This is a genomic window from Virgibacillus sp. NKC19-16, assembly GCF_021560035.1.
Taxonomy (GTDB): domain Bacteria; phylum Bacillota; class Bacilli; order Bacillales; family Amphibacillaceae; genus Virgibacillus_L; species Virgibacillus_L salidurans.
In genome coordinates, this window is the sequence record NZ_CP074373.1 from 3,138,387 (window position 1) to 3,154,362 (window position 15,976).

The 15,976-nt window shown below is 44.1% G+C and carries 10 protein-coding genes; 5 read left to right on the forward strand and 5 right to left on the reverse strand.

The genetic code is table 11. The annotated features are described in order from the left end of the window. Positions 1-991: 991 nt before the first annotated feature. From KFZ58_RS15820 to KFZ58_RS15830, 3 genes are read right to left on the reverse strand one after another with little or no spacing between them, the layout of a single operon-like run. A complete protein-coding gene (locus KFZ58_RS15820) occupies positions 992-1,561 on the reverse strand; it encodes a nuclease-related domain-containing protein (RefSeq protein WP_235792256.1) in 570 nt (189 codons plus the stop codon). Next, on the reverse strand, positions 1,562-2,413 hold the full coding sequence (locus tag KFZ58_RS15825) for a nucleotidyl transferase AbiEii/AbiGii toxin family protein (protein ID WP_235792257.1): 852 nt from the start codon (positions 2,411-2,413) through the stop codon (positions 1,562-1,564). It abuts the gene before it with no gap. Then, positions 2,410-3,003: a type IV toxin-antitoxin system AbiEi family antitoxin domain-containing protein gene (locus KFZ58_RS15830; protein WP_235792258.1), complete on the reverse strand. Its 594-nt coding sequence runs from the start codon at positions 3,001-3,003 to the stop codon at positions 2,410-2,412. Before KFZ58_RS15830 ends, KFZ58_RS15825 begins: the two co-directional genes overlap by 4 nt. Before the next feature lie 324 nt (positions 3,004-3,327). On the opposite strand from KFZ58_RS15830, the gene KFZ58_RS15835 reads away from it, so the two are divergent. The 5 genes from KFZ58_RS15835 to KFZ58_RS15855 all read left to right on the forward strand — a co-directional run bounded on the left by KFZ58_RS15835 (position 3,328) and on the right by KFZ58_RS15855 (position 12,818). Continuing rightward, positions 3,328-3,570 (forward strand): hypothetical protein, encoded by a 243-nt coding sequence (locus tag KFZ58_RS15835; RefSeq protein WP_235792259.1) that lies wholly within the window; start codon positions 3,328-3,330, stop codon positions 3,568-3,570. 205 nt (positions 3,571-3,775) lie between these two features. Then, positions 3,776-4,435 (forward strand): RNA-guided endonuclease IscB, encoded by a 660-nt coding sequence (gene iscB, locus KFZ58_RS15840; protein WP_235792260.1) that lies wholly within the window; start codon positions 3,776-3,778, stop codon positions 4,433-4,435. Between the two features lie 224 nt (positions 4,436-4,659). Continuing rightward, positions 4,660-5,046, forward strand: coding sequence for a hypothetical protein (locus KFZ58_RS15845; protein WP_235792261.1), 387 nt, complete (start codon positions 4,660-4,662; stop codon positions 5,044-5,046). 1,216 nt (positions 5,047-6,262) lie between these two features. Next, entirely contained in the window at positions 6,263-12,442 is a 6,180-nt protein-coding gene (locus KFZ58_RS15850) for a lamin tail domain-containing protein (RefSeq protein WP_235792262.1), read from the forward strand. Positions 12,443-12,662: 220 nt separating this feature from the next. After that, complete coding sequence (locus KFZ58_RS15855) at positions 12,663-12,818, forward strand: hypothetical protein (RefSeq protein WP_235792263.1); 156 nt, start codon at positions 12,663-12,665, stop codon at positions 12,816-12,818. A 2-nt stretch (positions 12,819-12,820) separates the two neighbouring features. Here the strand turns inward: KFZ58_RS15855 and KFZ58_RS15860 are convergent, their stop codons facing one another. Further along, positions 12,821-13,756: an NERD domain-containing protein gene (locus KFZ58_RS15860; protein ID WP_235792264.1), complete on the reverse strand. Its 936-nt coding sequence runs from the start codon at positions 13,754-13,756 to the stop codon at positions 12,821-12,823. Positions 13,757-14,294: 538 nt separating this feature from the next. Further along, complete coding sequence (locus KFZ58_RS15865) at positions 14,295-15,689, reverse strand: alkaline phosphatase (RefSeq protein WP_235792265.1); 1,395 nt, start codon at positions 15,687-15,689, stop codon at positions 14,295-14,297. Between the last annotated feature and the right edge of the window lie 287 nt (positions 15,690-15,976).

A 15,976-nucleotide genomic window follows, 5' to 3' on the forward strand; every position in this document is an offset into this window, starting at 1 on the left:
CAAACAATAGAGTCTTCAACTTTCAATAAATAACGTAAAAAGCCACCCCGTAATGGAGTGACTTTTCCTTTTTCGACTTATTAATACAGTCATAAAGCTTTTATGGCCGCACTACAAATTATACAATTTGCAAGGGCAATATTTAATAAATTCATTATTGCACTTTTATTTTAAATGGTTTTGCGGAAGAGTCAAGTGTTGAGTTTATAGTAAACAATCCAGTCTGCCACTATTCTTGAATTTTTTACTTGTAATTTTATAGGGATACCATATAATAATGATAAAGTAGGATAATCTACTTAGTAAACAGTTCTAGTTCGAACGCCATTTAAGGTCTAAAAGAGAGCACACACGGGTTTGGTCACCTTAGTGGAAATGCTCTCTTTTTTGTTTAAATTAGAGGAGGAAGCTTCTGATCAGGTATAGCCACAGCCGCTTCTTATGGATATCCTTTTCTGGTAATATTCTTCCATGGGGGAAAGTATGCTGTATCCTGGTTTGAACGTGCGCTCTCCCTTTTCGAACGCGTTCTCTCCCGATTTGACTGCGCTCCCTCCCGTTTCGGCGACATCCTCTCCCGTTTCAACCCCACTCCCCCAAATCACCATCTCTCAACCCACCGCCGCCGAGCCCCATCATAAAACAACCCATACTCCCTCAGGCAGCCTTGTCGCAACATTTTTACCATTAAATTTCAAAAAACGCATACACTCCGAATTTGTAATCCATGGCCTCACCAATAGAAGATAATCTGCGAGTGCAGGCTTATGTGCAGCGCGATATTTCTTCTTACATCTATAACAAATCCACCCACTGTGCACGCGCTTGATCCCTAGCACATCGCACTCCGGACATTTTACACCCGGCGATATATGCTTACTTTTGATACCATGCACCTCCATGATATCCATATCAAATTCCGTGGACTTCTTCCATATTGCCTGTCCAATTTTTCGATCGTGCAAAGTAGCACGGCCTGCAATCTGCTTGTTCACATCGATAATTTTTTTAGGAATATTTGCTCCGTGCCCGACACCTCAGCTATTTTTTCTTTATCGCCCTCGACTTTTATAATCGTGCTTGGGTCGCTAATTGCAATGAAATAATTAATGGGAATGTTAGGGAAGTTCCTCTCTAGAAGCCATTGTTGAAGGTTAGATTTTTGGAGTTGGACCTGAGTGATGGGGTGACTGAAGCCAGTCTCAACTGCGCCATCGTCGCGGGTAAATTGATCGAGCGGGGTATCAAAAATAATCGTCCCATTATAATTTTTCACATCGACAATGTTGATTGCCTGCTGCGTAATCACAAGGTTGTGCATTTGAAACGTCTTCCCCTGTACCTGCAGACAAACATCCTGTAGAATCGTGTATTCACGAGACAACGGTTCAAGATGATAATCAACTTCTAACTCGCCCTCGTAGCCCTTCTTGCTTTTATTGTCTTCATGCCGCACATCAGCTAGACGCGGGAAATTTGGGTGCAAGCGCGGAAGGAGGGCTTTGTATTTTTTAAGTATGAGTGGTTTGGTTCGTTTTTTCATAACTTTATTCGTAATCATTTATTTTTCACTCCCGAAATCTATCATCTTCCATAATTTGAAGACTGATTCTGTTATGGCTTCCCACGTAATGTCATCCGCATACATATACTTTTTTCGAAATCGCTGCCATGATTTATATAATACTTCACTTGATAAGACCTCTTCCAAAATAGTAGTGCCTTCCATTAGCTGAAACATTGTTTCTCTTCTTTCAGCCGTATCTAACACTGCTTTTGTTAATAATTCAGGTGTAATATTACTTTCCTGAAGTTTTAATAAAATATAGATATCGTAAAAATCTCTCATTCTTGTATTAGCAATACCTCTTGATATCATTGTTTCAAGTTTCTCAGCCATTACTGTTTCAATATTATATGCAAGAACATCAATATATCGATCCTCTAATAGCAGCTTAAACTTATATATAGTTTCTTTCGGCGTTATTTGGTCCCCTGTTGTTATATCTACTTTAATTGGAATTCTTGCATTATCTATTCTAGATTCTAGTGATAATCTAAAACCCGCATATAGCCCTTCATCACGTATTTCATCCGTTTTTTTGAGCATCATGGTTACACCATCGTTGACTGGTACAGAAAGGATGATATTGATTGCTCTTTGAATAGATTCCTTCGTTAAAGGAAAACCTTTCATAGTTGCATCCATATCTATTGTTGATCGCATATCCACACCCACAATTGCTGCAACTAACATACCGCCCTTTAAAATGAAGTTATTTCTGAAATCGGATAGTGCGATTCTTTCAAGAAGCCTTTCGAGCATATAGTTTCTTAGAAGAATCTGCGAATTGATATCCTTTTCCTTTGCCATATTTTTAATTAAGTCCTTTAACTGTCTCGAACTTTTCATAACAATATCTCCAAGTAATTTCTTAAAATTCGTTGGACATTAAATTTATCAGCGTATCTCAATAACAGGGGAATGTTTCTATCATTGCTTTCCAAATATCGCTTGATGCCTTCATTTAAAACAGCAATATCGATGCTGCTTCTACTCCTTACAAGATCACAAATTGTTCTTTCTTTATTGTAAATCGTAACAGGCCTTCCGTAGACAGTTTCTGCTTCCATCATCCCCAGGGTCTGAAGTTCCCTCTTTATTTTATAAACCTTACCCCCATCTTCTTTCAATTTAGTCCCGTTATTGGAAGTTGGAATCGTCACAACTAATTGAAGCGGATCCCTGTCTGTTAGATCATGGAGGTAAAGTGCCGTTTCATGGGAAAAAATAACACTCTTATTCCTTGCTTGCAGAATGTACATCTCATCCTCAAAAGCCTCACGGGAAATGTAAACGCCATGACCAACCCTATCCAGTACATTCTCCCTCACCAGCGTAGTTAAATAATGTCGTGGAATCCCGGAACCTTCTACATCTTTAGTAAGAACTAATCCATTATTTTCTTTGACCACATTTAATAATTCCGAACGATAATCCATAATGTTAACCTCCCTTTTTGCATTTATGCTTTTATTATATTCCATAAGAGCATAAATGCAAAACTATTTTTTGTTCATGTCTTTGTAAAAACAGTATATCCCCACTATTTTTATTGTCAAAAGTCCAAAAATTAATTTTACGATTTTAAAAATGGGTAAAATAAACGCTTTCGATTACCTTTTTCATTTTTATGGATAATTGCCCTGGTAAAATTGGAAATTTGCAGCCTATCCAACTAATTTTTCGAGTATAATAAAATGGCACACTATGTTCGCATGCTCCTTTGCTATACTTAAGGCACTACTAATAGCGGAGGTGTCATCATGCAACGGGAAGATCAAATCATTAATATACTGGAGGATATCCGGAGTAAGTTGGACGAGCGTAGTGAACCTGCTGAAAATCATAGCGCTGGAGATAGTCATACGGAGTCTGCTGTTTTAAAAGATTTAGCTACAAAAACAGAACTTTTGTATGAAGATGTATGGCAAAACAGATTAGATATCCAACGAAGTCAACTACCCACCACTTATCGAACTTTCGTTCCGATTGAAGTGGGGGCTTGAAAAAGCCTTTGGTTGTCTAGCCTAAGTCTTCATTGACTACGTTGGTTTGGTTATCACACCCTCGGATGATACCCTAGTCCGTTGCTCTGTGCAGGCGCTGTAATTGTTCTGAATGGGTAGGAACGGTCAACCTGAATTTGGCTTATAGAAGCAAAGCCTTACCAACATTGGCGAAGGGTAACCACTCTGAGAGGAGGAACACTCTATGATAGTGTTCGTTATCAACAAGCACGGCAATCCTTTGATGCCTTGTAAACCAAGGAAAGCTCGGGTTTTACTGAAAGAAAAGAAAGCAAAGATTGTATCTCACAACCCTTTTACGATTCAATTACTGTATGGAAGCAGTGGATATACGCAAGAAGTGAATATCGGGGTGGATCTGGGAGCCAAACATGTTGGCATCGCTATTACAAGTGACGACAAGGTGCTAGCTAAAGGGGAACTGGAATTGCGTCAGGATGTCAAAGCTGCGATTGATACCAGAAGAACTTACAGGCGATCCAGAAGAAACCGGAAAACGCGTTATCGCAAGCCGCGCTTTCAAAACCGCAGCCGGGAGAAAGGATGGTTGCCGCCAAGTATCCAAAGCCGGGTGGAAAACACCTTCTTTTGGATCGACAAGTTTTACAATCTTGTGCCAAATCCTTCGTTAGCCATAGAGGTTGGCAAATTCGATGTGCAAAAGATGATCGACCCGGATATTGCCGGCGTGTCCTACCAACAGGGTCAGACGTATGGCTATATGAAGCAACCGGCTACATTACAGGATTTACAGGGACAAGTGGTGCTTACGTCAAGACTATTGATGGGGAATATATCACCATGCCCAATAAAAGCTATAAACAGGTTGGTCTCAAGGATTTGACAAGAGTCAACCATAACAACAATTGGCAAATTGAACAGAAGTCGTTTGGCTGAGGTCAACCGAAATTCATCTCACACCTAGTCCTTGGATTATTGCCCTTCACAGTCCTTGAGGTGGGAGACTTCTTTCGGAGTGCTGTTAAAAATACATTAGGGATCAAGTAGAGGCATATTTAACCTTCCACCAAAATAGAATTTACTATCACGTCTATTTGGGGGGATACGATGAGTCATGATGCAATAAGCGCGGACAAGTTAGCGCGATATTATACACTGAATCGAAAAAAGAAGGAAATTGAGCAGGAAATAAACCAGCTGAAGAAGGATTTTCATGCTTATTTTGACAAAGAGGTCGGCACCAACAACAAAGGAGAATTGGTCGATGGCGGGTACAAACTGCAGCGCCAGATTCGCAAGTCTGAAAAATTCAATGAAGAAACAACGGTCAGCCGATTGGAAGAAATGAAGATGAATGACCTGATTCAAGTCGTTCGAAAACCGGATAGTGAGAAAATAAATTCAGCTGTTAAACTGGGATTATTGCGTGAAGAAGATCTGGAAGGATGCAGAATGACCAGCTATTCGGCGGCTATTTCGGTGAAGGAAGTGTGAGATTGTGTGGAGTCGTCTCGTGATGGGGCGGCTCTCTCCCGTTTTCCAATTCACAGCGACTGTCTCCCGGCTTGGTATGCTTCTTTTCCGGTTTCGAGGCGCGCTTCTCCCCCTTTCCAGAACCACTTACAACTCAATTCGATTTTACCAATTCGTGCTTAGTTAATTAAAATCCAGTTATAGGAAAAGACTTGAAAAGAGAAGCGTTAAATTAGGAGAGCGCTCCCCCTGCTATCGGGACAAAAGCGCAAACGTGCTTGAATTTTCAACAGAAGTTCTACCCTAGCAGGATAGGATACCAATCGATGGGAAGCGACTATTTTGAGTCCTGGCGTTCTTCTTTGAGATGCTGGTGCTCGACCTTGATATCTTGCCGCTCGACCTTGGAGTACTGGTGCTCGAACGAGCGGGAGAAAGACGCACTCGCGCGTCACATGATTCTATTCGCGCAAGAAGGAGTACTAGACGAGCGGCAGACACTATTTTGAGTCCTGGTGCTCGTCTTTGAGATGCTGCTGCTCGGCCTTGATATCTTGCCGCTCGACCTTAGGCTACTGGTGCTCGAGTGAGCGGAAGAAGGGTGCACTCGCGCGTCACATGATTCTATTCGTGCAAGAAGGAGTACTAGACGAGCGGCAGACACTATTTTGAGTCCTGGCGTTCTTCTTTGAGATGCTGGTGCTCGACCTTGATATCTTGCCGCTCGACCTTGGAGTACTGGTGCTCGAGCGAGCGGAAGAAGGGCGCACTCGCGCGTCACATACTTCTACTCGCGCAAGAAGGAGTACTAGACGAGCGGCAGATACTATTTTGAATCCTCGCGCTCGTCTTTGAGGTGCTGCTGCTCGATCTTGATAGCTTGACGCTCGTCTTTGAAGCGCTGGTGCTCGAGCGAGCGGAAGAAGGGCGCACTCGCGCGTCACATACTTCTACTCGCGCAAGAAGGAGTACTAGACGAGCGGCAGATACTATTTTGAATCCTCGCGCTCGACTTTAAGGTACTGCTGCTCGACCTTGAAATATTGCCGCTCGACCTGGCCGTCCTTTTACTCGTCCTGTAGGTGCATTCCAAATCCCCTCCCCTACACCTCAACTAGGCCTTCCAACCCCCTACCTTAGTCCAACACATCTTTACAAAAACTATTTCCAATTTTTACATTCTATTAATAGTTAACATATATACTTAAAGAGAATTTAATAAATGGGAGGGGAAATGATGAGAAAGAGAAAAAATAGGGCTTTTTTGTCGACGTTGATGATTGCGCTTATCTTATTTACTACTATTTTTCAGGGCCCTGCGCTGGTCTACGCGAATGAACAAGCACCATCGCAACCAGAACAAGAGCCAGCAGAAGATGCGGAGTCACCGGAGGAAAAGCCAGCGTTGGAAGTGCAGCATGAACAACCGCAAGAATTGTCGCCTGCTGAAGACTTCCTAGTTCATGTTACTAGTCCGCATGCAGAAACAGTGACACTTTTTTACAAGTCTACACCGAATGCGGAGCCAGTAACTGTAGAAATGGAAAGAGAAAACGAGGAAACGTATGCAGCTACGATTCCAAGTTCAGCTTTATGGTCAGCGGACATCGAATACTGGTTCGTAGCGGAAAATGAGCAGGAAGAAGTAGAAACAGATGCTTATACCGTGACGCTTGGTACGAACACGGAGTCAGAAGCAGATGCGGCGCCAAAACTATTAATGACTGAAGTAAATCTAAGCGAGGATGCACATCCGTTTATCGAAGTCTATAACAATACAAATCAACCGATCCAATTGGAAGATTACATTTTAAACATTCAAGGGGAAGACTTTACACTTCCGGATGCGACGATTAATAAGGAAGAAACGATCGTAATAAGCGATTCAACTGCTAGTGATTTTAACAATCATTACGATAGCAGTCTTGCCGAAGAACAGATGGATATGGTCGAAGCACTTCCTGCAGCGGCTAATGATTCAAGCATCACGCTAACGGAAAAAGAAGCGCAGGAAGCAGAAGTAACAGCTATTTACAACCAATCCGAAACAGCCGCAAGCCAAATTTTATATTACGCTGGGGAACGTGAAATGAGCCATGGGGCTTTTGCAGCTGATGCGCGTCCTGGCACGCTCATCGCAGGCCAAGCCCCAGCAGAAGTTGTACACGTGGAGGGCGAAGATGTTCCGAGCGAGGAAGAAACAGAAGTAACTGATGAAGAAACGGCTTCAAATGAAGAAGACGCTCCCGCAGACGAAGGTCCTTCAAATGAAGAAGAAGCATCCGAAGAAGAAATTTCTTCAACGGAGCAAGAAGGAACCGAAGAAGAATCATCTGAAAACGAAACAAACCAAGAAAACAACGAAAATAACACGAACGAACAAGAACAACCGGCTATCGAACACAGCCCTACTACACAAATTGACGGGGAAACGAACCTAACCCTCGAAGCTGTTGTTCCCAATGCAGCGAACGTAACATTAAACTATCAATCAGGTAGTAACATGGAAGTCCAAGAGCTCGCCTTTACACAGCAAGAAGAAACAGACAATTACGCGATAGAAATTCCGAGTACGGCTTTCTGGTCACCTGATTTCAACTATCAAATCATTGCGGAAGATGAAAGTGGAGAAACGTTTACCTATCCGGAAAATGACTACATAGAAGCAGAAGTAAGCTACACGAATCAGCCGGATACGCAAAGCCTGCCTCCCCTATTAATTACAGAAATCACACCGAATACAGCAAATTTAAACGGGGCAGATGGCTATGAATTTATTGAAATCTATAACAACTCCGATCAACCGATCAATATGGAAGATTACAAGATTATTTACCGTTATCCGACGAGTACAGCGGATCAAATTTGGAATTTAACAGATGATAAAGTCATCGAACCACAGGAAAGTTTTATTGTCTGGATTCATAATGATGGCAACCAGGATAAAACAGTTGCTGATTTTAATGCACAGTATGGGTTGAACTTAACAGAAGATAAGGTCACGATTGTTGAAAGCGGCGGGATGGCCAATGGCAGTGAGCGCACACTGATTTTGGCTGATGCATTCAACAATGAAATCGTACAAGCTTCTTATAACGACGGGGCTGATGATGTTTTTGTTGATCAGGGTATTCAGTATCAATACCCTCGGGAAGGAACATCCATGCATAAGGTTGGATTGAGTGAGACGATTACACCTTTGTCCATCATTCCCGGACAAGTTCCAAGTGAACCTGTTGCGGTGGATACCGACGCGGCGGTTCCTGTTATCGGAGAGCCATCCCTTTCTACGACAGAATCGGATATTACCGTGGAAGTAGATGTCACATCCGGGCAGGATCTCCTTGGTATGAATATGTATGTCAGACAAAGCAGCGAACTGGATTTTCAAACACTGCCAATGGAAGCAACAGATGATCCATCCGTCTATGCGATCACGATTCCACGTGAAGCCATTTGGAGTGATCGCGTCCAGTATTATTTTCAAGCAGCCAATCAAGCTGGCGAAACAACAACGGATATAGCTGAAATGGACGTTCCGCAGTCTGATTTAAATTATGAATCTATTCCACCACTGCTTGTTACAGAAGTGGTTCCGGATACGACAAATTCCGGCGGTGCGGATGGCTACGAGTTTATTGAAGTCTACAACAATACAACGGAGGCAATCGATTTTAGTGATTATACGATGCGCTACCGTTATCCAAATTCAGGACCGGCTGGGGACTTATTATGGGGACCGCCTAGCGATCAGGAGATAGTCATCCCATCTGGAGAGACGGTTGTTTTTTGGGTCATCAATGGTGGCAATACAGACAAAACAGGTGCTGATTTTAATGCGAATTTCGGCTCAGACCTAACGGAAGGCACCGACCTGATCAAAATTCACAACAATGGGATGGCCAATGGCAGTGAGCGTACACTGGTCATGGCAACCAAATCCGGCTATGAACTTTCCTATGCCAGCTATAATGATGAAGCAGGTGTAGATGATACGGTTGCTGATAAGGGGATTTTTTACAAATATCCGATTGATGGCAGTAACATCTCTACGAAAATCAGCGCTGGAGAAACCGACGCAACACCAGGGTCTGTTTTACCAGAACAAGTGCCAGCGGAAAAAGTATCACTTCCTGCAGACCCTGTTGACCCGGTGATTGAGGATACAACAAATAAAACGGATATTACATCCGAAGAACCGGTTACGATTACAGCGAACATTACAGATAATAATCAGGTAAAAGCTGTTTCCCTATACTACCGCACGATCGAAGGGGAAAATTTTAAAAACGTAAACCTGGAAAGATCCGAGGATGATACCTATCAGCACGTGATCTATGAACCGGAATTAATCGGCCAAAATGAGCTGGAATACTATTTTGTAGCAAGTGACGGCAGGAATGAAGCCACAACAGAAAGTAAAGTCCTTCCGATTGAGCATCCGAACATGGAAGAAGGCTTGCGCTTAAATGTTGCAGATGATGACCTGCTCTCCGGTGAACATATCATTAAAGCAACAGATGATGAATATACCGAAGAAACCGAGTTATATATGGATGACGCGCAAGTTACGGATACGTTCATGGCAATGGAAACAAAAGCTTATTTTGCCTTTGACGTGAGTGAAACCAATATCTATTTTAAAAATGGTGTCACCATGGGAGACGAAACGTTAGAGATTTTTGACGATACGTATACCAATTTCACAACATTGACCGTCCCTATCTCAGCAGAGCGCCTTGAGCCGGGTGACAATACGATCACGATCCGTGCCGGAAATAAGGTGGGTCCATTTGATGAGACATCCAACGAAAATCGGGATGATTTTACCATCAAAAATATTCGATTGGTGTTATCGGATGGAACAATCATTTACGATCCGGAATATAGTGATCCGAACACAGAACATCCCATCGGCGACAGCCCTGGGAAGGATCCTATTTATGATTTCACCTTCACACTGGAAGATGAGGCCTTTGCATCAACCGCCTATCTTTTCGATACAACAACAGTTGAAGATGGTGCCCATGAAATACAAGCAGTTTCAGGTAATGAGGAAATTGCCGCAACTGTTTTGACAGATAACACGAACCCTGTGATTGAACCAAGCATCGCGGATGGGGCTGAATATAAAGGTGAATTTGTGATTGATGCGAGAGCGCATGATGCAACAAGTGAAGTCACGGAGCTCACGGCCCAACTCGACGGGGAATATATCTCAATGCCTTACGAAACTTCTTCTGCCATGCTGGATCCGGGAGCACATGAAGTGGTGTTTACGGCAACAGATGCGGCAGGAAATACTTCAACGGAAACAATTGAATTTACCGTTGTGGACGAACATCCGCTACTGCCGGATTTCCTTGATAGCAACTCGGATCATACAAGTGCCGACTTATCGGTACGGGTGAACGATCCGACGAATGATGCGATGGATGTTGCTTTCTATGAATCCTATCAATACACAGCAGAAGACAAAGAAAATATAACACTATCGCATAACGCAGTTGGCACCGAGCCGCCGGAGGAATATTTACCGGAAAACGAAACACGATTGACAGATGATGAGCGCGATCAATTAATGCAGGTTGACGGGAATGAATTTTCTACCGAATCAGCGACAGAATTTCCATACCATCGTTTTGACGTAACCGTTGATGAGGCAGTAGAACCGGACGATGAGGTGGAGATTGTCTGGAACGGATCCTCCCTGGAAGGACGAAAAGTAACGATGTATGCATGGAATTATGAAACAAGCAATTGGGAAGCGCTTGTCACCACCATTGCCGGCGATGAGGCATTTGAACTGGTAGGGTCTGTTACGGGACCGGCATACATCCAGGATCAGAAAATCAGTGTCATCGTGCAGGATCAAATCGCGGGTCAAGGCGAAAATTTCTCCATGGTTTGGATGACGGACACGCAATATTATTCCGAAAGCTATCCGCACATCTATGGGCAACAGGTGGAATGGATTGAAGAAACCCGGGAAGCACTGAATATTGAATACGTCTTCCACACAGGGGATTTAGTGAATGTATATGATGATTTTGACCAATGGGAAGTTGCAGACAATGCAATGAAAGTCCTGGACGATGCCGAAATCCCTTATGGTGTACTGGCAGGAAACCATGATGTCCATAACAAAGACCATAATTACGAAAATTACTCGGAATACTTCGGGGAAGAACGATTTGAGGGTCGCTCCTATTATGGCGGATCCTACGAAGATAACCGGGGGCATTATGATTTAATTTCCGTAAATGGCAATGATTTTATCATGGTATACATGGGATGGGGCGTTGACGATGAAGGGATAGCATGGATGAATGAGGTTCTCGCGGAGCACCCGAATCGAAAAGCGGTTCTTAATGTTCATGAATACCTACTAGCCACGGGAAACAGAAGCCCGATTGGGGATGAACTTTTCGAAAAAGTAGTCGTCCCGAACGAAAACGTGTTTATGGTTCTTTCCGGCCATTACCATAATAGCCAAACACTGATCGATGACATTGACGACGATGGGGATGGCTCGTCCGATCGTACGGTATACCAGCTACTGGCCGATTACCAAGGCGGTCCAGAGGGTGGACAAGGCTTCATGCGTCTGTTTCATTTTAATATGCTAACAGACCAAATTGAAGTCCAAACCTATTCTCCATACCTGGATCAGTATAATTACTATGATCCCGCGGAATTCCCTGGCAAAGACGAATTCCAAATGGACTTTGACACAGCGCCACAAGTGAAAAAAGTTGCAACAGATCATGTGGAGGTCAATGTCTACACGGATGAGGTTATCGACGTGGTCGAAAATGTACCAAGCGGCGAAACAGCATCGGTAACATGGAATGAACTCCCACCTAATAGCGAGTACTTCTGGCATGTCGTGGCCACTGATCAATACGGCGGTGAGCGGCGTTCGGATATATGGAGCTTTTTGACGGAAGAGGGCGAGGTTGTCGAGCCTCCTGAGGTTCCGGAAGTGCCTGGAGATGATGGGGATGGTACTCCTAGTGCGCCGGGTGAGGATGAGGTTGTTGATCCTGGGGCGCCCGGGAATAATGGAGGCGACGATTCTCCTTTAAATCCATCATTGCCTGGAGATGAGGAATTTCCAGGTGACGCCCTTGATCCAGAGATGCCTGGGAATGACGGTGAGCAGCCTGGTATGAATCATGTGAACAATGTGTCTGTGAATGGCAATGACCAGGGTGATCAAGGAGAAGGCGAAAGCCCGTTATTTGAAAATGCATCAAGTGGTAACGGTGATAGAAGTGAAAATGAAAGCGGAAGTCCATTACCGGATACTGCTACAAATCTATTTAACTATCTATTGATTGGAGCGCTGTTGATTATGACAGGTGCTGCCGTATGGATAGTGGGTTATTTGAGAAGAAAGCGAGCGTTGCAATAAGAAGAAAGATGAAGGAACTCCAGCGGGGCTGGGGTTCCTTTTTTTGGTTAAGAGGTTTGCGAGACGCTCAAATTTGGTGGTGCTGGTGCTCGTCCCTGGGGTGCTCTCGCTCGAGCTGATGGTGCTGGTGCGCGAGTAAGCGGGGGATCGATTCAATCGAGCAATAATGGCTTGTACTCGAGCATGAACGTATTTCAATCGAGCGACATCGGGAATTTTCATGAGTGACGCTCGACCTGGTTGGGTTGGTGCTCGTCCCCGGGGTGCTCTCGCTCGTCCCGATGGTGGTGCTGGTGCGCGAGTAAGCGGGGGATCGATTCAATCGAGCAATAAGGAATTCTACTCGAGCATGAACGTATTTCCTGCTTTATTGTGAAATCACTTTTCCCAGCGCCGTCGCTTTGCATTATAAACTAATTTGGATTTTTTCAATAGCCTGGTTACAGTGTTTCTAGAATCAATCTGAAGCCACCACCTACAGTTCGAATTGGTTATCCACATGTTACCAATCAGCATATAATCAGTGAGTGCTTGTTCATGCGCATTAGGCGAACGGTAATTACATTTTCTGCATTGCCAATTATTATAAATCCGTTCCATGCCCAAAACCTTGCAAGCCGGACACTGCACGCCCGGGAGCAGGTCACTCATTTTCACATCATGACGCTTCATGATGTCAATTTCATATTCCTTGGATTCCTTTTGTATCACCGTTCCAATTTTCCGATCTTGCAGTGCAGCATGAGCCGGAAGTTGCTTGTTGATCTCCACTAATTTTCGTGGAATATTTGCCCCGTGAGCAACCACCTTGGCAATCTCCTCTCTGTCCCCTTCTACTTTTATGATGGTGCTTGGATCACTGATTGCGATAAAGGAATAAATCGGGATGGTAGGATAATTTCTCTCTTGAAACCATTGCTGAAGATGAAGCCGTTGGAGTTCTGCCTGTGACACCGGATGACTAAATCCTGTTTCCAATTTGCCATTGTCGCGAGTGAATTGATCAAGGATGGTATCGAAAATAATCGTGCCCTGATAATTTTTCACTTCCACTATGAAAATAGCGTTCTGGGTAATAATGAGATTATCTATCTGAAATGTTCTGCCTTGGACACTTAGACATATATCCCTAAGAATCAGAAATTGATGAGATAAAAGATCAAGATGATAATCAACCTGCAATTCTCCCTCGTATCCTTTCTTCCTTTTTTTATATTCCTTCTCCACATCCTTAAAACGTGGAAAACTCCGCTTCAGATACAACATGAGGATTTCATATTTTTTAAGTACAAGCGGTTTCGTTCGACCTGTCATAATTTTAAACTCCTTTTCGTGATTTTAAGTACTCAAATTATATTTGCATTCGATTAGTTATGCAATTATCAAAAAATGAAAAATCACGATAAAGAACAGGCTGAAAGGGGCTTTTTAATCTATTTTATTGAATTTTACACATAATCGCATAAGCAAAATTTAAAAATTTCATCAGATAAATTAATTTTACTATAGTAAAGCACTTTCTGCGGAACTGGCGCTCGTCCTAGAGGTAGTGTTGCTCGAACGAGCGGGAAAATGCTTCACTCGAGTAGTAAGAGCTTCTACTCGAGCAACAGGCGCTTTTTCTCGCGCCAGAGTGGGCCTTACTCGAGCAGCGAGGGGTATTTTGAAATCTGCCGCTCGACCTGAGGCGGCCGTTGCTCGGCTTGGAGGGGCTCGCGCTCGGCCTAATGGTCCTGATGCTCGACCTAAGAATGCTAGCGATTGAACCACCGAGCCACCGCTGCTCGACCCGACCCCCAACCTCAACAACTAAAAAAGAGCCCACCCCTCAAGGCGAGCCCTATCTATTAAATCATTCTCCCAATTCAACGCCCAGCGCATCAGCCATAATTTTCGGCAAATCGGTGTTATCCAGATAGCCTGAAAATTCATCAGCTTCCGGGCCGTACGCGTAGACGGGAATATCGACACCGGTGTGGTTCGTGCTTGTCCAGCCGATGAGTGCTCTGTCGCTAATTACTGTGTTAATCGCCATCGCAGCATTGTCTGCTTCTTGAATCGCTTGTACTTCTGATTCGGATAGCTCAAAGTCTGTGTATGTTTCGATAACTTCATTGATATTGGAGCGATCTTCATTTAATTCTGATGCCATATGATCACCTGTTGCCGTAACATTTTTAAGAACGGATGGATTGGTGCTCATATCAGGATTTTCTCCGGTGCCAACTGTCATTCCGCCTGTTTCATGATCTCCACCGACAACGACGAGGGTCTCTCCATCTTCTTCCGCAAATGCGATGGCTTCTTCAACAGCCGCTTCAAAGGCTGCAGTGTCCTGCATGGCCCATGCTGCATCATTGGCATGGCCGGCCCAGTCGATCTGGCTGCCTTCCACCATTAGGAAAAATCCATCTTCATCTTCTTCTAAACTGCCAATTGCGCTTTCGGTCATTTCAGCAAGGCTTGGCTCCTCGGTCTCAGCACGATGCATTTCAGGCGCAAGCGCGTCACCTGCAAAAAGGCCGAGTAATTTTTCCCCGTCTTCGATATCAATCTCTGAATCTAGTAGCGCGTCTCGGGTTTCTACAAATTCATAGTTTTGATCTTCAGCTTGCTCGATCAAATTATCTGATTCTTGGTTTCCACCTTCTGATTCAGGTAGGAAGTTATTTTTTCCACCGCCAAGAAGTACGTCTACTTCGTTGGCAAGTAGTTGTGGCGCGATGGCTGTTTCATTATTGCGATCCTCCACGTGAGAGGCAAAAGATGCTGGCGTTGCATGCGTAATGGTAGATGTCGCAACTAATCCAGATGCCATTCCTTCGTCCTGGGATGCTTCCAAAATCGTCTCCAGCTCATTGCCTTCTGGATCAAGTCCGATCACACCATTATTCGTTTTGTTCCCGGTAGCCATCGCCGTCCCCGCAGCCGCAGAATCCGTGATGCTGGAATCAGCGGAATAAGTAGTAAACATTCCTTTCATATGCTCATCCCACACCGCCTCTTCGCCTTTGTACATGCGATAATTGGTAGCGTAATCGGCATTAAAGCCGTCTGGAATCATATAAATTATGTTTTCTACCTTTTGATCCCCGTTGCCGTTGCCATTTCCGTTCCCAGGGCCACCTGGTTGCCCAGCCCAATCCGGAGGGCCAGCCCATTCTGGCGGCGCCGCAGCAACCCCGCTACTACCAGCTGTAAATAAAAGCCCCGCACTTAGTGCAACAGCTCCAACTCTTTTAAACATCCAACCGCTCCTATCTATTTTTATTACAGGACAAGTATAACGAATGAATATTAACGTGAGATTAATATAACGTTAATAGTTTACTAATTTTTATAATTCTAAATCCCTATTACTTAAGGAGGGAGCCGCTTAATTTGATAACTGAACTTGGAGGTGGGGCCGAGGGGATCCCCTGTTTTCGTGGCGCTGGGCCCTGTTTGGAAGGGTGTTGATTGAATGTGGTTCTCTCCCGGTTCGGTGTGGTTCTCTCCCGACTTTGCGGCGCGCTCTCCCGGTTTGATGTGTCG